This window comes from Methylococcus geothermalis (assembly GCF_012769535.1).
GTDB lineage: Bacteria > Pseudomonadota > Gammaproteobacteria > Methylococcales > Methylococcaceae > Methylococcus > Methylococcus geothermalis.
Genome location: NZ_CP046565.1, coordinates 556,093 through 576,297, shown reverse-complemented (window position 1 = coordinate 576,297; position 20,205 = coordinate 556,093). Strand labels below are relative to the sequence as shown.

The 20,205-nt window shown below is 65.5% G+C and carries 19 protein-coding genes; 10 read left to right on the top strand and 9 right to left on the bottom strand.

What is annotated here, in order from left to right; all coding sequences use genetic code 11:
- The first annotated feature begins 52 nt into the window (after positions 1–52).
- Complete coding sequence (locus tag GNH96_RS02725) at positions 53–775, top strand: DUF4403 family protein (protein WP_169602059.1); 723 nt, start codon at positions 53–55, stop codon at positions 773–775.
- A gap of 7 nt (positions 776–782) precedes the next feature.
- Here GNH96_RS02725 and GNH96_RS02720 read toward each other — a convergent pair whose 3' ends face one another.
- Genes GNH96_RS02720 through amrS form a run of 3 tightly spaced genes read right to left on the bottom strand, consistent with a single transcriptional unit; the run spans position 783 to position 2,886 of the window.
- Entirely contained in the window at positions 783–1,127 is a 345-nt protein-coding gene (locus GNH96_RS02720; protein WP_169602057.1) for a DUF1840 domain-containing protein, read from the bottom strand.
- Positions 1,128–1,138: 11 nt separating this feature from the next.
- Entirely contained in the window at positions 1,139–1,750 is a 612-nt protein-coding gene (gstA, locus tag GNH96_RS02715; RefSeq protein ID WP_169602055.1) for a glutathione transferase GstA, read from the bottom strand.
- 38 nt (positions 1,751–1,788) lie between these two features.
- Positions 1,789–2,886, bottom strand: a complete 1,098-nt coding sequence (gene amrS, locus GNH96_RS02710; RefSeq protein WP_169602053.1) for an AmmeMemoRadiSam system radical SAM enzyme — start codon at positions 2,884–2,886, stop codon at positions 1,789–1,791.
- Positions 2,887–2,987: 101 nt separating this feature from the next.
- Here amrS and amrB point away from each other — a divergent pair, with 101 nt between their 5' ends.
- The 3 genes from amrB to GNH96_RS02695 all read left to right on the top strand — a co-directional run bounded on the left by amrB (position 2,988) and on the right by GNH96_RS02695 (position 5,355).
- Positions 2,988–3,791, top strand: a complete 804-nt coding sequence (amrB, locus tag GNH96_RS02705; protein ID WP_169602051.1) for an AmmeMemoRadiSam system protein B — start codon at positions 2,988–2,990, stop codon at positions 3,789–3,791.
- Positions 3,760–4,344 (top strand): AmmeMemoRadiSam system protein A, encoded by a 585-nt coding sequence (gene amrA / locus GNH96_RS02700; RefSeq protein ID WP_169602048.1) that lies wholly within the window; start codon positions 3,760–3,762, stop codon positions 4,342–4,344. The genes amrB and amrA overlap by 32 nt, the downstream gene beginning before the upstream one ends.
- 96 nt (positions 4,345–4,440) lie before the next feature.
- Positions 4,441–5,355, top strand: coding sequence for a cell envelope biogenesis protein OmpA (locus tag GNH96_RS02695; protein ID WP_169602046.1), 915 nt, complete (start codon positions 4,441–4,443; stop codon positions 5,353–5,355).
- Here GNH96_RS02695 and GNH96_RS02690 read toward each other — a convergent pair.
- Entirely contained in the window at positions 5,347–6,963 is a 1,617-nt protein-coding gene (locus GNH96_RS02690; RefSeq protein ID WP_169602044.1) for a Na/Pi symporter, read from the bottom strand. The two genes, GNH96_RS02695 and GNH96_RS02690, sit on opposite strands and share 9 nt — an antisense overlap.
- Positions 6,964–7,361: 398 nt before the next feature.
- Here GNH96_RS02690 and GNH96_RS02685 point away from each other — a divergent pair, with 398 nt between their 5' ends.
- Positions 7,362–9,860: a glycogen/starch/alpha-glucan phosphorylase gene (locus GNH96_RS02685; protein ID WP_169602042.1), complete on the top strand. Its 2,499-nt coding sequence runs from the start codon at positions 7,362–7,364 to the stop codon at positions 9,858–9,860.
- A gap of 23 nt (positions 9,861–9,883) precedes the next feature.
- Here GNH96_RS02685 and coaD read toward each other — a convergent pair whose 3' ends face one another.
- Genes coaD through GNH96_RS02665 form a run of 4 tightly spaced genes read right to left on the bottom strand, consistent with a single transcriptional unit; the run spans position 9,884 to position 13,618 of the window.
- Positions 9,884–10,369, bottom strand: coding sequence for a pantetheine-phosphate adenylyltransferase (gene coaD / locus GNH96_RS02680; RefSeq protein WP_169602040.1), 486 nt, complete (start codon positions 10,367–10,369; stop codon positions 9,884–9,886).
- Between the two features lie 4 nt (positions 10,370–10,373).
- Positions 10,374–10,934 (bottom strand): 16S rRNA (guanine(966)-N(2))-methyltransferase RsmD, encoded by a 561-nt coding sequence (gene rsmD / locus GNH96_RS02675; protein ID WP_169604563.1) that lies wholly within the window; start codon positions 10,932–10,934, stop codon positions 10,374–10,376.
- The gene (locus tag GNH96_RS02670; protein WP_169602038.1) at positions 10,924–12,249 is read right to left on the bottom strand and encodes a M16 family metallopeptidase; all 1,326 of its coding nucleotides are present in this window, start codon (positions 12,247–12,249) and stop codon (positions 10,924–10,926) included. Before GNH96_RS02670 ends, rsmD begins: the two co-directional genes overlap by 11 nt.
- Entirely contained in the window at positions 12,239–13,618 is a 1,380-nt protein-coding gene (locus GNH96_RS02665) for a M16 family metallopeptidase (protein WP_169602035.1), read from the bottom strand. The genes GNH96_RS02670 and GNH96_RS02665 overlap by 11 nt, the downstream gene beginning before the upstream one ends.
- A 79-nt stretch (positions 13,619–13,697) precedes the next feature.
- Here GNH96_RS02665 and cyoE point away from each other — a divergent pair, with 79 nt between their 5' ends.
- On the top strand, positions 13,698–14,594 hold the full coding sequence (cyoE, locus tag GNH96_RS02660) for a heme o synthase (protein ID WP_169602033.1): 897 nt from the start codon (positions 13,698–13,700) through the stop codon (positions 14,592–14,594).
- A gap of 4 nt (positions 14,595–14,598) precedes the next feature.
- Here cyoE and GNH96_RS02655 read toward each other — a convergent pair whose 3' ends face one another.
- The gene (locus tag GNH96_RS02655; protein WP_169602031.1) at positions 14,599–15,636 is read right to left on the bottom strand and encodes an AI-2E family transporter; all 1,038 of its coding nucleotides are present in this window, start codon (positions 15,634–15,636) and stop codon (positions 14,599–14,601) included.
- A gap of 99 nt (positions 15,637–15,735) precedes the next feature.
- Here GNH96_RS02655 and GNH96_RS02650 point away from each other — a divergent pair, with 99 nt between their 5' ends.
- From GNH96_RS02650 to GNH96_RS02635, 4 genes are all read left to right on the top strand, one after another.
- Positions 15,736–17,364, top strand: a complete 1,629-nt coding sequence (locus GNH96_RS02650) for an ExeA family protein (protein ID WP_169602030.1) — start codon at positions 15,736–15,738, stop codon at positions 17,362–17,364.
- A 21-nt stretch (positions 17,365–17,385) separates the two neighbouring features.
- Positions 17,386–18,207 (top strand): general secretion pathway protein GspB, encoded by an 822-nt coding sequence (locus GNH96_RS02645; RefSeq protein ID WP_169602028.1) that lies wholly within the window; start codon positions 17,386–17,388, stop codon positions 18,205–18,207.
- Between the two features lie 423 nt (positions 18,208–18,630).
- A complete protein-coding gene (locus tag GNH96_RS02640; protein WP_228719984.1) occupies positions 18,631–19,338 on the top strand; it encodes a GNAT family N-acetyltransferase in 708 nt (235 codons plus the stop codon).
- Positions 19,313–20,080, top strand: a complete 768-nt coding sequence (locus GNH96_RS02635; RefSeq protein ID WP_169602024.1) for a lysophospholipid acyltransferase family protein — start codon at positions 19,313–19,315, stop codon at positions 20,078–20,080. Before GNH96_RS02640 ends, GNH96_RS02635 begins: the two co-directional genes overlap by 26 nt.
- The last annotated feature ends 125 nt before the right edge of the window (positions 20,081–20,205 follow it).

The window sequence follows — 20,205 nt, the reverse complement described above, 5'->3', positions numbered from 1 at the left end:
ATGTCGCCCGTGACGAGAAACCACCCCGTTTTGCCTTGGGTCCACCCCTTAGATGATCAAAAAAATCCTGGCGGCGCTGACCGTTCTGGCCGCCGTATTCGCTTTTTCGTGGCACATGGGCGTTCGCCAACGGCTGGCGAACGAGGCGAAGCTCGCCCGAGCGCGGACGCCGATAACGACGCCGGCCGCCAGCCCGGCGCCCGTTCCCATACCGCTTGCCGCCCCGGCGGAGCAAGCGGCGCCCGAACCCTCGGCCGAACCCCAGCCGCCGGTGGATCTGCTGAAAAAAGCCGCGAAAATTCACGCAAGCGGACAAAAAAAGGTTTGTAAGAAGGTATTCGGCCTCGAGACTTGCGCCGATACCGAATGGAACGTCGACGTCGTGACGGAAGGCCAGCCGTCCGTCACCCGCAACGGCAACCTCTTCCATGTCTCCCTCCCCATCCGGTTCACCGGCGAAGCGGCGGCCGCCAGCGAGGACTTCGAGAGCCTGAAGGTCGACAGCCGGAAATTCACCGGAGCGGTCGATGCCTGGGCCGATGTGGGCATCGATCCCGCCGACGGCTGCACGATCAATGCGGTGTCGACCGGCATCGAATGGCGGGAAGAGCCGGAAATCGAGCTCGTGGGCGGCCTGCAGGTGAAGGTGGGCGATCTCGTGAGGAGCCATTTCGAGAAAGCCCTGCAGGAGACGGTCGACTCGCTGAAACTCCGGGCCACCTGTGACATGGTCAGGCAACAGATCGAACGGCTGCGCCAGGCGGGCGGCAACTGACGCCGCGTCAGAACTTGAGCGGAGCCTCCCCTTCCTGCTCCCACAGCACGTCGCAGTCGTGCTTCAGTGCGTCCTTGAACAGACCGATCAGCGGGAAGGCCCGGACGCGCAGGGAAAGCCTGTCCTCTTTCTCCTCATCGTCGTCTTCGGGCGACGTCGAAGCTTGGGCAGGAGGTCTGGCCGCTTCCGCTTCCGCCAGGGCGGCTTCGAGCCTGTCGAGGGCCTCGGGAATATCCCGGGCCAACAGGGCTCCCGGCACCGTGCCAGAATTCCCCATCATCTTGAGCAGCCGCAGCGCGACGTCGCCGAACAGGGTCACGCGGCCGACTTTGCTTTCGAAAGTGATCAGCATGAGGGCCGCCTTTACCCGATCAGCCCTTCGGCCTTCATGGCCGCCTGCACCGCCGGCCGCGCCCGGTTCCGCTCCAGATAGGCGAGGATGCGCGGCCGGTTCGAGAGGTCGATCTTGAGGTATTCGCACCAGCCCAGCACGGTGCCGAGATAGGCGTCGGCGATGGTATAGCGGTCCCCCATCAGCCAGGGACCACCCGCCGCCAGCTTGTCTTCCACGTAATCCAGCCTTCGCGACAGCAGCGCGAGGGCGATCTGCTTGCTGGCCTCGGGAGATTCCGGATTCCAGAACGGACCGAAGGTCTTGTGGATCTCGGTGGCGATGAAGGCCAGCCATTCCAGCAGCCGGTAGCGCTCCAGCGTGCCGGGCGCCGGCATCAGGCCGGCCTCGGGTTTCAGGTCGGCGAGATATTGCAGGATGACCTGGTCCTCGGTCAGCACCTGGCCATTGTCCAGCTGCAAGGCCGGGACATAGCCCTTGGGATTGACCTGGAGAAAATCCGCGCCGCTTTCGGTTTTCTTGGTGCCGAGGTCGACGTTTTCCAGCTCGAAATCCAGCCCCGTTTCGCGCAGCACGATGTGGGGCGCCAGGGAACAGGCGCCGGGGAAGTAGTAGAGTTTCATGGGACCCTCCTCTTGCGATGTGATTGATCGGGCCACCATCAGGCCCGGCCGGCCATGCTGACGGGCATGCGTTTCGCGCCCCAGTCGCCCGGCTCGGCCTCGAACACGCCGGCGCAACGCGTGCCGCAGCGGTTGCAACGGCCTTCCGGCGTCAGGTTCCATTCCGACAGCTCGTACCAGTCGCGGCCGATCAGCATCTGTCCGCAATGGTGGCAATAGGTGCTGTCGCCTTCCTTGTGGTGGATGTTGCCGACATAGGCATAGCGGACTCCATTCTTCATGGCGATCCGGCGCGCTTCGAGCAAGGTTGCCGGCGGGGTGGAACTCTTGTTCAGCATCTTCCAAGCGGGATGGAAGGCGGAGAAATGCAGCGGCACGTCCGGCCCCAGTTTCTCCACCACCCATTGCGTCAGCGCCTCCAGCTCCTGCTCGGAATCGTTTTCGTCCGGAATCAGCAGGGTGGTGATCTCCAGCCAGACGTTCGTTTCATGCTTGATGTACTGCAAGGTGTCCAGCACCGGCTGGAGATGGCCGCCGCAGATGCGGTGGTAGAAGTCTTCGGTGAACGCCTTCAGGTCGATATTGGCGGCATCCATGTAGCGGTAGAACTCGGCGCGCGGCTCGGCGCATTGGTAGCCGGCGGAGACGGCGACCGACTTGATGCCGAGTTCGCGGCAGGCGCGCGCGGTGTCGATCGTGTATTCGTGGAAGATCACCGGATCGTTGTAGGTGTAGGCGACGCTGCGGCAGCCGAGGTCCCTGGCGGTCTTGGCGATCGCCTCGGGGCTGGCGCGGTCCAGCAGCGAATCCATTTCGCGCGACTTGCTGATGTCCCAGTTCTGGCAGAACTTGCAGGCCAGATTGCAACCGGCGGTGCCGAAGGAAAACACCGGCGTCCCCGGCAGGAAGTGGTTCAGCGGCTTCTTCTCGATGGGATCGACGCAGAACCCGCTGGAGCGGCCGTAGGACAGCAACACCACCTTGCCGCCGACATTGCCGCGCACGAAGCACAGGCCGCGCTGGCCCTCGTGCAGCTTGCAGAAGCGGGGACAGACGTCGCACTGGACGCGGCCATCGTCCAGGGCATGCCAGAAACGGGTGGGAAAGGCTTCTTGAGCATCGATGATCGTGTCCATGGCGCACCCCCGGAACGACGTGAAGGTTGACAGATGCAGTTACAGTATGAATTCTGTATCCGCCAAGCAAGTATATTCTTCTTCCGAAGCAGGAGGCCGCCATGCCATCGGTTCGAGTCCCCGCCGTCGCCGGCCTGTTCTATCCCGCGGACCGGCGCCAGCTCCATGCCATGCTGCAGGGCTTCATCGGCGAAGCGAAAGCTGCCGGCACCCCGCCCAAGGCCCTGATCGTCCCCCATGCCGGCTATGTCTATTCCGGCCCCGTCGCCGCCAGCGCCTATGCCTTGCTGAAGCCCTTGCGGCACAACATCCGCCGCGTCGTGCTGCTGGGCCCTTCGCACCGGGTGGCCTTCCGCGGTCTGGCCTTGAGCAGTGCGCAAAGCTTCTCGACGCCGCTAGGCGACGTCCCATTGGACCTCGACGCCGAGGCGGCCCTGGCCGCGCTGCCTTTCGTGCATGTCATGGATCAGGCCCATGCGCTGGAACACAGCCTGGAAGTCCACCTGCCGTTCCTGCAGGAAGTGCTGGAAGATTTCAAGCTGGTGCCGATCGTGGTGGGCGATGCCGTTCCGGCCCAGGTCGCCGAAGCGATCGACCTGGTGTGGGGCGGGGACGAAACCCTCATCGTCGTCAGCTCGGACTTGAGCCATTATCACGACTACGCCACGGCCCGGCGGATGGACCGGTCGACCTCGGACGCCATCGAGTCGCTGCGCCCCGAGGACATCGGCTTCGACGACGCCTGCGGACGGCTGCCAGTCGCGGGTCTCCTCATCGCCGCGCGCCGCCGCGGCCTCGCGGCGAAAACGGTCGATCTACGCAATTCCGGCGACACCGCCGGTTCCAAGGACAGCGTCGTAGGATACGGAGCCTATGTCATCGAACCAGGACACCCGTCCGCTTGAGCCCGGACTCGGGAAATATCTCATCGATCTGGCCCGTGCCTCGATCCGGCATGGCCTGGAAACCGGAAGGCCCCTTCCGATCGACCTCTCAGGTCTCCCGCCACCGCTCGCGGCCCAGCGTGCAACCTTCGTCACTCTGAAGAAAGGCGGCGAACTGCGCGGTTGCATCGGCTGCCTGGAGGCGGTCAAGCCGCTGGCCGTCGACGTGGCCGACAATGCCTTTTCCGCCGCCTTCCGCGACCCGCGCTTCCCGCCCGTCACGGCGGATGAAATCGACGGCCTGGACATCCACATCTCCCTGCTCACCCCGCCCGAACCCATGAGCTTCGTCTCCGAGGCCGATCTGATCGCGCAACTGAGGCCCGGCATCGACGGCCTGATACTTCAGGAAGGCCTGCGGCGCGGCACATTCCTGCCCACGGTGTGGGAAATCCTGCCAACGCCGAAGGCATTCCTCCGCCAGCTCAAGCTCAAGTCGGGTTTGCCGGAGGACTATTGGTCGGACACGTTGAGGATTTTCCGGTACCGGGCCGAGAGCATCGACCAGTCTTGAATATCGCCCGCCGAGTTTTCTTCCAGAAATTGCGCATGACCGCCGACTGCCATGAAAGAATCCAAGCCAGCCGCCGCTGAACCGGAAACGAGCGGCATGTCGAACCCGCTCGGGCGCACCGGGACCAAGCTGGCCGAACTGGCAAGGCGGGCGGCGTCCTTGGGCGGCAAGGCGGCGAAGATGGTGCGAAATGCCGCGCGATCCGCGGCCAAGACAACGGCGATCACGGTCACTCCGGCGCTCGAGGCGACGAAACAGGTGGCCCAAAGCGTCAGTGAAAAAGTGGACCCTGCCGCGGTGGGCGGAGCCGTCGCCGGCTCGGCCGCAGGGGAGGCGCTCGGCGGCGTGATCGGCGGCGTGCTGGGCTCGGTGGCGGGGCCCGGGGGAACCGTGGTGGGCGCCCAGATCGGCGCCTTCGCCGGCCAGACCGTGGGGGCGAAGATGGGCTACGACCTGACCCACGAGGCCATGCACCCGGAGGCCGCCGATCCGCAGGCCGGCGCCGGAAAGCGCTGGGGAGAGGTCGCCAAGGCCATCACCCGCAAGGCGGGCGAAAAAGCCGGGGAAGCCGCCGGAATCGCCGGGGGGACGGCCGTCGGCGCGGTGCTGGCCGGGCCGGCGGGCGGCCTGGTCGGCGCCGTGATCGGCGAAGCGCTGGCCAGCGAGGCAGGAGGCAAAGCCGCCGCGGAAGTCTGCCGGCAGGTGCAGGACGACGGCTCGGATCACTCGGCGTCCGATGGAGAACCTCCCAAGGCCGGCGTGGGCGAGTGGCTGGGACAGGTCGCTCGCGACTATACCGGCGAAACCGTCACGGCCGCCGTGTTCGGCGCGGTCGGCGGCAGTCTGGCGGGCCCGCCCGGCGCCGCGATCGGCAGGCGGGCCGGCGTCATCGCGGCGACCCGGGTCGACTGGTCCTTCAAGACAGGGGCGCAGGCCGAAAAGCCCTCGAAGTCCAAGCGGACGAGGCGCAAGCGCGGCGGCGGGCAGGCGCGCGGCCCGGAATCAACCTGAGGCGACTCTCGCCGCGGAGCTTGCGGCCAAGCACGGGAGCAGTTTGGCGAGGCGGTGCAGCAGCCATACGCACAGCTCGAAGTCGGTATCCAATGCGCCCGCCTTCATGCGCTGCTCGATCTTCAAGGCAGCAAGCTCGGCCGAAAACGCTTCACGAAGCGCCATTATCGGCTGGCCGTGGCGGCGGGTCTGCGCGTGGAACTCGGCGATCGCCCCCTCGTTCGGAGAGGACACCGCACCCGACGCGATGGCCAGCAGGCGTTCCAGCCTGACACGCAGAGGATCGGCCACGCTCGCGACCGGTTCGGGCAAGCCGCCGAGATGACACGAAAACTCTGCGGCGGCTTCGGCGATGTGGCGCACGATGCCAAGGGCCGCCCGGAACCATTGCAAACGCGCCGTCTCCACCGGCCCGAGCCCGTCGCGCAAGGCCAGCTTCATGCAGAACGTATCGATCGCGAATGCGAGCCGGACGAACTCGGGTTCCAGCAGCGCCTCGGGGTCCGTGTCGGCGGGAAGCGCTCCTTCTTTCGACCGGCGGGGTTCCACGCGCAGCGAGCCGAGCAACCTCCCAAGCTCCTTCGCCAGAAGATCGAGCGCGGTAGGCGGGTCCACGAGCGCATGGCTGGACAGGAAAGCCGCTTCGCCACGCGGTTTTTCCGGCCCCGGCGGCCAAAACCGATCGAGCAGGCGGGCGCAGGCCGGCAGCAGCGGCGAAAGCGCCAGGGCGGGCAACAGGTTCGAGAGCAGGAACGCCACCGCGAGCTGCCCGGAAGATGAAACCGTCAGATGCGCCGACAAGGCACCCACCAGCGGCATGCCGAGGCTTTCGCCGAAGAAAAGCGCCATCATCAGCAAGCCGCTTGCGAGACAAAACAAGTCCTCGGTGCGAACCAGCCGGATGGCATCGCCCTTCATGCCGAGGGCGAGCATTCCGCGCAACGGAATCGCCCCAAGGTTGGTACCATAGATCATCGGCAGCGCGGCGGACGCCGGTATCGACCCGGCCTCGCACAAGGTGATCACCAGCATCGAGGCCCCCGCGTTCGATTGCAGCAGCGCGGCGGCACCGAAGCCGCAGGCGAAGGCGAACCAGGGCGAAGCCAGCGCGGCCTCCAGACCTTGCCGGAACCATGGCTCGTTCTTCAGCGGGGCGGCCCCGGCTCCCATGTTTTCCAGCGCGAACAGCAACAGGCCGACACCGAGCAAGACCCCGGCGACGGTGCTCCAGGGCTTGGCGCGTACGGAACCCAGCGCAATGCCGGTCCCGCCCACGAAATAGGCGACCAGCGGATGGATGTCGACCATGGCGAGAAAGGCCAGGGCGGTGAGACCGACGTTCGACCAGACCACGACGAGGCGGGCCGCCGGCGGCTTGATCAGCCCGCTGCCGAGCATGCTGGCCAAAATGAAGGTCACGGCGGTGGCGCTCTGGGTCAGCGCACCGCTCATGATGCCGAGCACCGACGCCAGCGGCGGGGTGTGGGTGACGAATCTGACCGCATCGCGGAATCCGCCGCCACCCAGTTCGGAAAGGTTCTGGCCGATCAGCCTGAGGCCAAGGAAGAACAGGCCGAGGCCCAGAATGAGGCTGTCGAAGGATTCCATCAGGCAAGTGGCTATGCAGTTCCGCGTTTGCTCCAACTCCGCGCGCGTGTCGAGAGTCTGTTCAGAACTCGCAGAGCGGGGGTCACGAGAACGAACGCCCCCGCTGTCGGCACTCCGGCGGCCCGCTCGCTATGGTTCCAGAAGGAATTCTTATAGCATAGCGAGCGGGGCGAGAGGCTCGACAACTGAAGGGATGGGTCGGAAGCTGGACGCCCCCTACCCCCGAAGCATCACGTGTGGGGGACGCACTCGGCAAGGGCTATGGCGCGAGCGCCTTTCGGCCGTTCCGCCGATAGCTGCTCATGAAATATCCGGGCTAGGCCCGATCCTAGACAGGAACGGGCGTTGGGCCCCTTATCGGGATAAGTCGCCGACACACCCTCGACTCGGAGTTCCCCATGGCGAGCAAGAAATTCGACCCGAAAAAAACCTCGCCGGCGCCGGATGCGCCGGAACACACCCGCACCGGCATGAGCCCGGCGATCCTCAAGGCCGCCATCGTCGACAACCTCAACTTCGCCGTGGGGCGGCCTCTGGAAACGGCCGTGCCCGAAGACTGGTACCAGGCCATCGCGTTGTCGGTGCGCGACCGAGTGATGCAGCGATGGATCCGCCAATACGGAAAGCGGAACGCCCCCGACGTACGCCAGGTCGCCTATCTGTCGGCGGAATTCCTGCCCGGCCCTCATCTGGGCAACAACCTGCTCAATCTCGGCATCACCGACAATGCCCGCGAGGCGCTGGCCGGACGGGACCTCGACCTGTACATCGGGCTGGAGGAGGAGCCTGGCCTCGGCAACGGCGGGCTGGGGCGGCTGGCGGCTTGCTACCTGGATTCCCTGGCGACGCTGAGATATCCCGCGACCGGCTACGGCATCCGCTATGAATTCGGCATCTTCGACCAGGCCATCAAGAACGGCTGGCAGGTGGAGGTCACCGACAAGTGGCTGCTTTACGGCAACGTGTGGGAAATCAAGCGGCCGAGTTTCGCCCAGGTCGTCAAGCTGGGAGGGCATACCGAGAGCTACACCGACGAGCACGGCGGCTTCCGGGTACGCTGGATACCGGACCGCGTGGTGGTCGGCGTGCCTTATGACACCCCCATCGTCGGCTACCGCTCCGACTCCTGTGTCCTGCTCCGGCTGTGGAGCGCGGAAGCCGCCCAGTCGTTCGACTTCGCCGATTTCAACCGGGGCGACTATTACGGCGCGGTGGAGGAGAAGGTCTTTTCCGAGAACATCTCCAAAGTCCTTTATCCCAACGACGAGCAGCTCGAAGGCAAGCGGCTGCGGCTGGAGCAGCAATATTTCTTCGCCGCCTGTTCGATCAAGGACATGATCCGCCTGTGTCTGCAGCGCGGCTCGACCCTGGAGCGCTTCCACGAGATGTACTGCATCCAGCTCAACGACACCCATCCCGCCATCGCCGTGGCGGAGCTGATGCGGCAACTGGTCGACAAGTACGCCCTGTCCTGGGAACAGGCCTGGGACATCACCCGCAAGACCTTCTCCTACACCAACCACACCCTGCTGCCGGAGGCGCTGGAGAAATGGCCGCTGCCGCTGTTCGGCTCGGTACTGCCGCGGCACCTGGAGATCATCTACGAGATCAACCGCCGCTTCCTCGACGAGGTCCGCACCCAATTTCCGGGCGATGACGGCAAGATCGCCCGGCTGTCGATCATCGACGAAAGCGGCGAGAAATACGTGCGCATGGCCCACCTGGCGATGGTCGGGAGCCACACCGTCAACGGCGTTGCGGAATTGCATTCGGAACTGGTGAAGACCCAGCTCTTCCCCGACTTCCACGACCTGGGCGCCAAGCGTTTCCAGAACGTGACCAACGGCGTCACGCCGCGGCGCTTCCTGGGGCTGAGCAATCCGGGGCTGACCCGGCTGATCGACGACCGCATCGGCGACAGCTGGCTGTCGAATCTGGACCGGCTCAGGGAACTGGAAACATTCGCCAACGATGCCGGCTTCCAGCAGGACTGGGCGCGGATCAAGCTGGAAAACAAGACGCGGCTGGCCAAGATCATCCGCGACCGCGCCGGCGTCGTCGTCGACCCGACCTCGCTGTTCGACGTCCAGGTCAAGCGCATCCACGAATACAAGCGCCAGCACCTCAACGTGCTGCACATCATCACGCTGTACCAGCGCCTCAAGCACGATCCCAGGCTCCAGATCACGCCGCGGACTTTCCTGTTCGGGGGCAAGGCCGCGCCCGGCTACTTCATGGCCAAGCTGATCATCAAGCTGATCAACGCCGTCGCCGAAACGGTGAACCAGGACCCGGCCGTGCGCGATCTCATCAAGGTCGTGTTCCTGCCGGACTACAACGTCAAGCACGCGCAGAACATCTATCCGGCGGCCGACCTGTCCGAGCAGATATCGACTGCGGGCAAGGAAGCCTCGGGCACCGGCAACATGAAGCTGTCGCTGAACGGCGCGCTGACCATCGGCACGCTGGACGGCGCCAACGTGGAGATCAGGGAAGAGGTAGGGGCGGAGAATTTCTTCCTGTTCGGCCTGACCTGCGAACAGGCGGCCCGACTCAGGGCCGGGGGCTACAATCCCGGCGACTATTGCCACGGCGATCCGGAACTGCGCGGCGTCATCGAGCTGATCGACAGCGGGCTGTTCTCACACGGCGATACGGAACTGTTCCGGCCGCTCACCGCGCACCTGCTGGAGCGGGACGATTACCTGCTGCTGGCGGATTACCGGCCCTACGTCAACTGCCAGCAGGAAGTGGATCACGCCTACCGCGATACCCGGCACTGGACACGCATGTCCATCCTCAACGTCGCGCGCATGGGCAAGTTCTCCTCGGACCGGGCGGTGCGGGAATACGCGGAGAACATCTGGAAGCTGAAACCGTTCACGCCCGATGAGTGAACGGCTGGAGGGGAGAGAGCGGATCAGTCGGCGGTGAATTTCCGCACCAGCGCCGCTCTCACATGCTCCGGCACGAAAGCGGACACGTCGCCGCCGAATTTGGCGATCTCCCGGATGACCGAGGAGGAAAGAAAGGCATAGCGTTCGCCGGGGGTAAGGAAGATCGTTTCGATTTCCGGGCCGAGCGAGCGGTTCATGCCGGCCATCTGGAACTCGAACTCGAAATCGGATACCGCGCGCAGGCCGCGCAGGATGACCGTGGCACCGTGGGTGCGGGCACAGTCGACCAGCAGCGAATGGAAACCGATCACCTCGACGTTGACCAGATCGGCCACCGCCTCCCGAGCCAAGCCGAGGCGCTCGGCGAAATCGAACAGCGGGGTCTTGGCCTTGCTCTCGGCCACGGCGAGGATGACCCGGTCGAAGATCCGGCTGGCCCGGCACACCAGGTCCACGTGGCCCAGCGTCATCGGATCGAAAGTGCCGGGGTAGATCGCGGTGACGTTCACGTCTTTAAGACTCCTGCGGACGCTGATACAGGCGGTAGGCGACGTCGCCGCTGGTTTTCTCGCGCAGCAGCGTCCAGTTTGCCGGCACCCCTTCGGGTGCGGGCCCTGCCTCGGCTTCCACATAAATCCTGGCGCCGGGCTTCAACCAACCGCCTTGTTCCAGTTTTCGGCAGCACGGACCGACCTGCCCGGCACGGAACGGCGGATCGAGGAACACCAGGTCGAATACCTCCGGCCTGCCTGAGAGGAATTTCAAGGTCTCGGCGCAGATGACCGAAACCCGGCTCGCATCCAGCATCGCACAGGATTGTTTCAAAACCGCGCAGACCCGGGGATTGCGCTCGACCTGGACCACCCGGGCCGCGCCCCGCGAGGCCGCCTCGAAGCCCAGGGCGCCGCTGCCGGCGTAAAGATCGAGGCAGGCCGCGCCGGCGACGGCATTCTGCAGCCAGTTGAAGACGGTTTCCCGCACCCGGTCGGGCGTCGGGCGCAATCCCGGCTCCGGCGCGAACCGAATCCGGCGGCTGCGCCACACCCCGCCGATGATGCGCAGCTCATTGCGCACTGTTGGCGGCGGCATTCGCGCCCACCAGCACCGTCTGCAGCCGGTCCGGATGAATGCGCGCCTGCCAGACCCGGCGGATGTCGTCCTTGGTCACCGCCTCGATTTTCGGGATGTAGGTCGCCAGGTAATCCAGCGGCAGGCCGTAGAACGCCATGGAGGCGATCTGCTCGACCAGCTTCTGGTTGCTGTCCAGCCGCAGCACGAAACCGCCGACGATGTTCCTCTTCGCCGCCTCCAGCTCCTTGTCGCTCGGCCCCTTGGCGATGAAATCCTTCAGGGTCTGCAGCAGGACGTTCAAGGCCTCGTCGGCCTTTTCGTTGCGGGTCTGCAAGCCCATCAGGAACGGCCCTTCGACCCGGAACGGATAGAAGTGGCTGTGCGCGCTGTAGGACAGCCCGCGCTTCTCCCGCACCTCCTCGCTGATCCGCGAGACCAGTCCGCTGCCGCCGAGGATGTGGTTGCCGACGTACAACGGGAAATAGTCCGGATCGTTGATGCGCATGCCGGGCTGGCCGGAATACACGTGGGTCTGCTCCGAGGGGAAGTCCCGCTTGAGCGTCTGTGCCGGCTTGTCCATCGGCACCGGCGGCAAGGCGGGGGGCACTTCGCCCGGCGCGAGGCCCGACACCAGCTCCTCAGCGATCTTTTCCGCCTGGGCCCGTTCGATGTCCCCCACCAGCGCCACCACCGCGTTCCTGGCCACGTAGAACTTGCGGTAGAAGGCTTCCAGGTCGTCCCGGGTCAGCTTCTCCACGGTCGCGATATGGCCGTCCTTGGGGTGAGCGTAAGGGTGATCGCCGTACATCGCCTCGAAAAACGCGATGCCGGCCAGGTCGGCGGGCGATTCCTCACGCTGTTTCAGCGCCAGCAGCACGCGGTTCTTTTCCCGCTCGACATCCTCCGCGGCGAAGCGGGGTTTCGCCAGAATGACCTTGGCCGTCTCCAGCGCCGGCTCCAGCAGGTTCGGCTGGGTCAGGCTGCGCAGCGAGAGCGAGGCGGTGTCGCGGGAAATCCCGGTGCCGAGCACCGCGCCCACGCCGTCCAAACGCTGGGCGATGGCATCGGCGTTCCAGTCGCCGGCACCGGTGTCCAGCACCGAGGCGGTCAGCGAGGCCAAGCCGAATTCCTCGCCGTCGCGGGCGCTGCCGGCGTCGAAGACGACGCGCAGATCCAGCAGCGGCAGGCCCTGGGTCCGGGCGAAATACACCCTGGCCCCGTTGGCCGTGCTCCAGGTCTGGATTTCCGGGAGGGCGAAGACCGTCCCCAACGGCAGCAGGACGAAAAACAGAATGGCGACGAAGCGCTTAGTGGACATGGCCGCCTCCCATGCTGTCAGCACCTTCCTGGATCTTCGCCCCTTCCGGGATCGGCTGCGGATCGAGATGGGCGATGGTGAGCCCGTCGTCGATCAGATATTTCCGGGCCACTTCACGCACTTGCTCGGCCGTCACGGCATTGATCTTGTCCACGTATTCCTCCACTTTGCGCCAGCCCAGGCCCACCGTCTCGACCATGCCGAGCTGCATCGCCTGATAGAACACCGAGTCCCTCTGATACACGTTGCTCGCCAGCACCTGGGCCTTGACCCGGGCCAGCTCGTCCTCGGCGACCGGCTCCTCGCGCAGCCGCCGGACCTCGTCCAGCAACGCCGCTTCCAGCTCCGCCATGCTCTTGCCTTGCGCCGGCGTGCCTTCCAGGGTGAACAGCGACGACAGCCGCGCATAAAGGTCATAGCCCGCGCCCGCGCCCGCGGCGACTTGCTGGCCCCGGACCAGGCGGCTGGAGAAACGCGCGCTGTTGCCGCCATCGAGGATGCCGGCCGCGACTTCCAAAGCGTAGGCCTCCCATTCCGCGCCGGCGGTCTTGAGCGAGGGCACCTTGTAACCCATCTCCAGATGCGGCAGCTTCGCCGGCACCTTGACCACCATCCGGCGCAAACCGAGCTGCGGCACCTCACCCTGCGGCTTCAGCACCGGCAGCTTGCTCGGCTTGAGCGGACCGAAGTGCTTCTTGGCCTGCTCGAACACGGCCTGGGGATCGACGTCGCCCACCACCACCAGCGTGGCGTTGTTGGGCGCGTACCAGCGCTGGTACCAGGTGCTCAGATCGTCCAGGCTCAGGCCGGCCACGTCCTCGGGCCAGCCGATCACGGGATTGCGGTAGGGGCTGTTGGTGAAGGCGACCGCATGGAAATGCTCGTCCATGCGCGCATGGGGCTGGTCCTCGGTGCGCAGCCGCCGTTCCTCGATCACCACCTGCTGCTCCTTGACGAATTCGTCCCGCAGCAGCCTGAGATTGCGCATCCGGTCCGCCTCCAGCTCCAGGCTCACCGGCAAGCGACTCTGCTCCAGGGTCTGGAAATACGCGGTATAGTCCTGGCCGGTGAAGGCGTTTTCACTCCCCCCGTTTGCTGAGATAATGCGGGAAAACTCTCCCGGCGGATGCTTGTTCGTGCCCTTGAACATCATGTGTTCGAGCATGTGCGACACGCCGGTGATGCCGCCGTATTCGTAGCTCGATCCAACCTTGTACCAGACCTGCGACACGGCGACCGGCGCGCGGTGATCCTCCTGAACCAGCACCTTGAGGCCGTTGGCCAGGGTGAATTCGTGCACCTTGGGCGGTGCCGCCGACGCGGCCAGAGGCAGCGCCATGAGCAATAATCCGAATCTCGGCATCGACATTGAATTGAACTCCGTTGATAAAGCGGCCGGCTTGGCCGTCGTGAAGCCGGGGCATTTTAACCCAATAGATTCTTGAGCGATGACGACCAATTCCAGCATCAAACCGGCTGGCGGCATCTCCTGGCGCACCTATCTGGCCCTGTGCAAGCTGAAAGTGGTGGGCCACATCGTGTTCACCGCCATCATCGGCATGTTCCTCGCCGTGCCGGGCGTGCCGCCGCTGGCTACCGCCTTCTGGGCCTCGCTCGGCATCGGCTTCGCGGCGGCCTCGGCGGCGGCGCTCAACCATTTCCTCGACCGCCACGCCGACGCCGAGATGGTCCGGACCCAGAACCGTCCGCTGCCCTCCGGCGACATCCGGCCCGCCCAGGTCGTCGGCTTCGCACTGTTGCTGGGCATCCTCGCCATGGCGATCCTGATCGCCTTCGTGAACCTCCTGACCGCCTTTCTGACCTTCCTGTCCCTGATCGGCTATGCGGTCATCTACACCGTTTATTTGAAGCGCGCGACCCCGCAGAACATCGTGATCGGCGGCGCCGCCGGGGCCGCGCCGCCGGTGCTCGGCTGGTGCGCCATCACCGGAACGGTGCACCCTTATGCGCTGCTGCTGTTCCTGCTGATCTTCGTCTGGACCCCGCCACATTTCTGGGCCTACGCCATCGCCAAGCGCGACGACTACGCCAAGGTCGATATCCCGATGCTGCCGGTCACCCATGGCATCGCCTTCACCCAGCTCCATATCCTGCTGTACACCATCCTGCTGTTCCTGGCCGGCCTCATGCCGTATGTGACCGGCATGAGCGGGGAAATCTACCTGGCCGCCGCGGTAATCTTCGGCGGCATCTTCGTCTATTACGCCATCCGCCTGAAGCGCAAGGCCGATCCCCGCCTCGCCATGCAGACCTTCGCTTATTCGCTGGTTTACCTGGTGGGCATATTCACCGCGCTGCTGGTGGATCATTACGTGGTGCTTTGAACGGTCAATCCGCTTCCACCCACTCCTTGAACAAGGTATAAGCCACGGCCAGCAGGGCCGCGCCGAGGAAGATGCCGATCAGGCCCCAGGCGATCAGGCCGCCGATCACGCCCATGAAGATGACCACGATCGGGAGGCCGCTGCCCTGGCTGATGAGGTAGGGTTTCAGGAAATGGTCCACGACGATGAGCGCGAAGCCCCAGACGCTTAGCGCAATGCCCCAGGCGGCATGATCCTGGTAGCCCAGCCAGAAGGCGGCCGGCAGCCAGACCGGCCAGGAGCCCAGCTGCGCCAGGGCCAGGATGAAGCTGACGAAACCCAGCAGCATGGCGCCGGGAACGCCGGCCACGGCGAGACCAAGCGCGATCAGGACGCCCTGCAGAAAGGCGATGCCCATCACACCCAGCGTCACGCCGCGCACGGTGCGAGTGATGACGTCGATCGTTCGCGCCCCTTTTTCACCGCCGATCTTTTCCGCGGTCCGCCGAATCCAGCGGATCGCCGCATCGGCGTGCAGATAAAGCAGGCCGCTGAGCAGGACTGCGAGCAGCGCCTCGAACGCCGCCGAGGCGAAGTGGGCGCTGCGGCTCACGACCCAGCGGCCGGCCTCGCCGATCCAGGGCCGAATGTGAACGGCGAGATCGCCGCCGTCGCCGATCGCCGTCTGCCAGCCGTCCCGGATCGCGGCGCCGATCAGCGGAATCTGGTCCAGCCAGGCCGGCGGACCGCGAGAAATTCTGGCCGCCAGATCGTCCACCCACCCGATGAGTTCATGGACATGGCTGGCGAAGGAGGAACCCAGAAGCACCACCGGGACCACGAAAATCAGCCCCAGAATCAGCGTCAAGGCCAGAGCGAGATATTTTCGCGGCCATCGCAGCAAGCGCTCGGCCCGATCGAGCAGCCCCCCGATCGAGACGACGATGATCCCGGCCCAGGTCAGCGCCCCGATGAAGGGTTCGGCCACCCGGTAACAGGCCACCAGCATCAGGCCGACACCGAGATAGCCGAGCAGGGTCTCGACGTTTTCACGCTGAATCATGGCACCTTCCCCGAATCGTGCATTTTCGCGTCGCCGCGATTATTGCCCATGCCCCCCCGATCCGGATTACCATTGTCGGATTCCCCCGGTCGAGAAACGATGTACACCCAATTTTTCCGGCTCAACGACGCGCCGTTTTCGATCGCGCCGAATCCCCGATTCCTTTACCCCAGCGCCAAACACCGCGAGGCCCTGGCCCACCTGCTTTACGGCATCAAGGAAGAAGGCGGGGGCTTCGTCGCGCTCACCGGCGAAGTCGGCACCGGCAAGACCACGCTGTGCCGCTGCCTGATCGAGCAGTTGCCGGACAACGTCGACGTCGCCCTGATCCTGAATCCGCGCCTGGACGCCCTGGAGCTGCTGGCCGCGGTCTGCGACGAGCTGCACATCGCCTATCCGCGGACAGGCGCCAGTCTCAAGATTCTGGTCGACGCACTGAACGAACACCTGCTCGCCGCCCATGCCAAGGGAAGGCGGACGGTGCTGGTCATCGACGAGGCGCAGAATCTCAGTTTCGATGTGCTGGAGCAAGTTCGCCTGCTGACCAACCTCGAAACCAGCCAGCACAAGCTGCTGCAGATCATTCTGATCGGCCAGCCGGAGCTGACCCGGCTGCTGGAACAGGAGCGGCTGCGGCAGCTCGCCCAGCGCATCACCGCGCGCTACCATCTGTCGCCCCTGACCCGCGCCGAAACCGTCGACTACATCAGGCACCGCCTCACGGTCAGCGGCTGCCCCGCCCCCTTGTTCACGCCGGGGGCGCTGGCGGCCGTTCACCGGCTTTCCGGCGGAATCCCCAGGCTGATCAACATCATCTGCGACCGCGCGTTGTTGGGCGCCTATGCCCAGGGCAAATTCCAGGCGGACCGCGCCACCGTGCGGCGGGCGGCCCGCGAAGTGCTGCCTTCGGTACTGCTTCCCCGCTTCTGGCGGCCGCTGGCCCTGGGGGCGGCCGTCGCGGTCCTGATTGGCGCCGCGGCCCTGCTCGGCGACCGCTCCCCGGACGGCGATGCAGCCTCATCCGCTCGGCAAGCACCATCGGCCACCCCGGCCCATGCGCCCGCCGCCTCACCGCAAGCCGCTCCGGAAAAAGCCGATGCCAAAGAGACCCTCGTGCCGGCCATATCATCCGACCGCGCGCGCTTCGAAGACCTGCTGAAATCGAAGGGAGTGGACGAAGCCAAGGCCTTCGCCCGCCTGTTCGCGCTCTGGAAGCTCGATGGAGACGCCGGCAAGCCGTGCGAAACCGCCGAACGCCAAGGCTTGCGCTGCCTCAGCGAGAGCGCCGGCTGGCCGGTCTTGCGCCTGCTGAACCACCCGGCGGTCCTGGAATTCGCTCTTCCCGGCGGCGAAAAGCGCTTCGGCACCCTGACCGGTATCGTCGACGGCTCGGCGATGGTGGATTTCGACGGCGAATCGGCGGCCCTGCCGCTGGCGGAAAGCCCGCCGTTCTGGGAAGGCAGGTTCACGCTGCTGTGGCGCCCGCCGGTGACGGACGTCGCGGTGCTGAAACCGGGCCAGTCGTCGCCGGCGGTGAAATGGCTGCGCCAGCGCTTCCCCGCGAAGAAGAAACCCGCCGATCCGCAACGCTTCGACGAAGCCTTGAAAGCCCAGGTCGCGGCCTTCCAGAAACAGCACGGCCTGATTGTCGATGGCGCCGTCGGACCGCATACTTTCATCGTCCTGACCAACGAAATGAAGCGTCCCGACATTCCCCGCCTGGATTGACCGCTTCGCCCAAGGAGATCGATGTCCTATATTCTCGATGCGCTCCGCAAATCGGAGCGGGAACGAAAACTCAGCCAACCCGCCTCGCTGGACAGCATGATCTTCTCGCCGGAACCGGCGCGGAGACACCCTTGGCTGCCGTGGGTTCTGGGCGCGGTGGCCGTGGCCAACGTGGCGGCCCTGGGCTATTTTCTCGGGCTGACCTCGGGCACCCCGACGGAGCCCCAAGCGACCGCAAGCCAGTCGCCGCCGGCCCTGGCCCAGGAACATCCTCCGAAACCGACACCCGCGGTCGTCGCCCAGCCGCCGCCCCTTCCCGCTGCGACGGTTCCGCCCTTCGCGCGGCGGTTTGGGGGCGGCGACGCTCTTCACGGCGGCCCCCATCAGCACGCCCCCGCAGCGCCGGCGGCGAAACCGGCCGTGCCGCCCCCCGCCCCGGTTCAGCCCGCCGGGCGCAAGGGTCCGGAAACCGCGCCCGAAGATGTGGCGGAAGAGGACGCCGAGGAAGAAACGATGGCCGACGAAGCGGGCGAAGCGGAGGAAGACTCGGAAGCAGCCGAACCGGCGCGGAGCACGCCGCCAGCCCCGGCCACACCCGCGCCGCGGCGGAACGCGGTTCCTTTGCTCAGCGAAATGCCGCCTTCCTTCCAGAGCCGCGTTCCTCAGCTCAAGATCAACCTGTACGCCTACGGCGCGCACCCCGACGAGCGCTTCGTCGTCATCAACATGAACCGGCACAGCGCCGGCGACACCGTCGCCGACGGCGTGCGCCTGGAGAGCGTCGACGAAGACAGCCTGACCCTGGTCTTCGAGGGCCAGCGCTTCCGCCTCGAGCGCCCCTGATGCCGCCGCAGCCGGAACGGCTCAGGCGACGAACGCAGCCACCAGCATCATGGCCGCCAGCCAGCCCAGGGCGAGGCTGAAACCGGCGATCAGCCCTTCAAATACCGTGGAAAATAGACGTATGCCGAACATTGAGAGAACCCTCCGAATCGATGAGCAGTTTCTAAGGCTTCCAGGACTGGGCAAAGCCCGGTCCGATGGTAAAAGAGCCGCCTGGTGGCTGTCCAGATGCCGCCAAGTGCCCAGGTTCAAAGCTTAAGTTTTCATCCAAACGTCACCAAGTCTTAGCAAACCTGTCAATTCCGCTCCGTATCTTCTGCCGAACGTCCTTACCAAGTTCACTGGGAGATCTACGTGGGAGCACCGGAATCACGCACGAGCCGGCCGAGCCGGCTACAGGCTTTCGTCGCCCGTGACGAAACAATGATCGTCGCCGCGCAGAAACTGCGCTACCGTGTCTTCGCCGAGGAGATGGGTGCCCGCCTTCACACCCCCGTCGACGGTCTCGACATCGACGAATTCGACGCCTACTGCGATCACCTGGTGGTCGTGGACACCCGCGAGAACCGGGTGATCGGCAGCACCCGCCTGCTGAGCGACAGCCAGGCCAAACGGGCGGGCCGGTTTTATTCGGAGGGCGAGTTCTCGTTGTCCGGCATTCTCGCCCTGGAGGGCCGATTCCTCGAGATCGGCCGCACCTGCGTGGACCCGAGCTACCGCGGCGGCGCCGTCATCGCCTGCCTGTGGGGAGCACTGTCGGACTACGTCACGCAAGGCGGCTTCGACCACCTGATGGGCTGCGCCAGCATCCCGCCGGGGCCCAGCGGCTTCGCGGTGGACGCGGTCTATCGCAACATCGGCGAAGAACGGCTGGGGCCGACGGAACTGGGCGTCAAACCCCGCCATGCGGTCCCCGAATGGAAACGCTGCCGGCGCGATGAGAGCGGGGTCCCGCCTTTGCTGCAGGCCTATCTGCGGCTGGGTGCCTGGGTCTTCGGCGAACCTTGCTGGGACGAGGACTTCGACGTCATGGACGTCTTCGTCCTGCTGAAAATGGATCGTCTGCAAGGACGCTATGAACGCCACTTCGTCGGAGGCGACCGGAATGCCGCGCTTCAGACAGGCCTATAGAGCGTTCCTGGTCGCGCTGGCCTGCCTGGGCGGGATGGCGGCGGTCGTCCTGCTCTTTCCGCCGCTGCGCATCCTCGGCGAAAACCGCGCGCAGGCGCTGAGGGACAGGGTGCAGATGGCCTGGTTCCGCAGTTTCCTGCTCATCCTCGGCGTGCATGTCGAACGCCGAGGCCAATGGAACCCGGATGCGCCGCTGTGGGTCGCCAACCACATTTCCTGGCTGGACATCGTCGTCATCGGCGCCCAGGCGCCGCTGACCTTCATTTCCAAGCAGGACGTCGCCGGCTGGCCGGTCTTCGGTTTCCTGGCCAGCCGCACGGGAACCCTGTTCCTGCGGCGCGGCGACCGCGAAGACACTCAACGGGTGGGTGAGCGGATGACCTGGCTGCTGCGTCAAAGACGCACCCTGCTGCTGTTCCCCGAAGGCACCAGTTCAAGCGGCGAAGGGGTGCTGCGCTTCCATCCCCGCCTGTTCCAGCCGGCGAAGCGGGCATGCGTCGCGGTTCAGCCGATCGCGCTCGCCTATCGCGGCAGCGCGGGCGAGATCGTGCCTTTCGTCGGCGAGGCATCGTTTCTTCCCCACCTGCTGCGGATGCTCATGATGCCGCGGACCGTGGTCGAACTCAGTTTCGGGCCGGCCATCGACAGCGAGCATCTCAACCGCGACGAGCTGGCCCATGCGGCCCGCCGGACCGTGGTCGACTGTCTGGGGAAAACCGAAGTGCGGCGTCAGGTCGCCTGAATCCGCCGCCTCCGCGGAGCCCCGAGGCACCGCCATCTCGAAGAGGGCTTGCATCCATGACGTTTTGGCCCGAAAATGCCGGCCATCTACGCAATCACAGCCCGCTGCAGGCACGCCTTTAGTCC

Coding starts and splice junctions, on each gene's coding strand:
- GNH96_RS02725 (WP_169602059.1), top strand. CDS start 53: ATGATCAAAAAAATCCTGGCGGCGCTGACCGTTCTGGCCGCCGTATTC.
- GNH96_RS02720 (WP_169602057.1), bottom strand. CDS start 1,127: ATGCTGATCACTTTCGAAAGCAAAGTCGGCCGCGTGACCCTGTTCGGC.
- gstA (WP_169602055.1), bottom strand. CDS start 1,750: ATGAAACTCTACTACTTCCCCGGCGCCTGTTCCCTGGCGCCCCACATC.
- amrS (WP_169602053.1), bottom strand. CDS start 2,886: ATGGACACGATCATCGATGCTCAAGAAGCCTTTCCCACCCGTTTCTGG.
- amrB (WP_169602051.1), top strand. CDS start 2,988: ATGCCATCGGTTCGAGTCCCCGCCGTCGCCGGCCTGTTCTATCCCGCG.
- amrA (WP_169602048.1), top strand. CDS start 3,760: ATGTCATCGAACCAGGACACCCGTCCGCTTGAGCCCGGACTCGGGAAA.
- GNH96_RS02695 (WP_169602046.1), top strand. CDS start 4,441: ATGTCGAACCCGCTCGGGCGCACCGGGACCAAGCTGGCCGAACTGGCA.
- GNH96_RS02690 (WP_169602044.1), bottom strand. CDS start 6,963: ATGGAATCCTTCGACAGCCTCATTCTGGGCCTCGGCCTGTTCTTCCTT.
- GNH96_RS02685 (WP_169602042.1), top strand. CDS start 7,362: ATGGCGAGCAAGAAATTCGACCCGAAAAAAACCTCGCCGGCGCCGGAT.
- GNH96_RS02670 (WP_169602038.1), bottom strand. CDS start 12,249: ATGTCCACTAAGCGCTTCGTCGCCATTCTGTTTTTCGTCCTGCTGCCG.
- GNH96_RS02665 (WP_169602035.1), bottom strand. CDS start 13,618: ATGTCGATGCCGAGATTCGGATTATTGCTCATGGCGCTGCCTCTGGCC.
- cyoE (WP_169602033.1), top strand. CDS start 13,698: ATGACGACCAATTCCAGCATCAAACCGGCTGGCGGCATCTCCTGGCGC.
- GNH96_RS02655 (WP_169602031.1), bottom strand. CDS start 15,636: ATGATTCAGCGTGAAAACGTCGAGACCCTGCTCGGCTATCTCGGTGTC.
- GNH96_RS02650 (WP_169602030.1), top strand. CDS start 15,736: ATGTACACCCAATTTTTCCGGCTCAACGACGCGCCGTTTTCGATCGCG.
- GNH96_RS02645 (WP_169602028.1), top strand. CDS start 17,386: ATGTCCTATATTCTCGATGCGCTCCGCAAATCGGAGCGGGAACGAAAA.
- GNH96_RS02640 (WP_228719984.1), top strand. CDS start 18,631: ATGATCGTCGCCGCGCAGAAACTGCGCTACCGTGTCTTCGCCGAGGAG.
- GNH96_RS02635 (WP_169602024.1), top strand. CDS start 19,313: ATGCCGCGCTTCAGACAGGCCTATAGAGCGTTCCTGGTCGCGCTGGCC.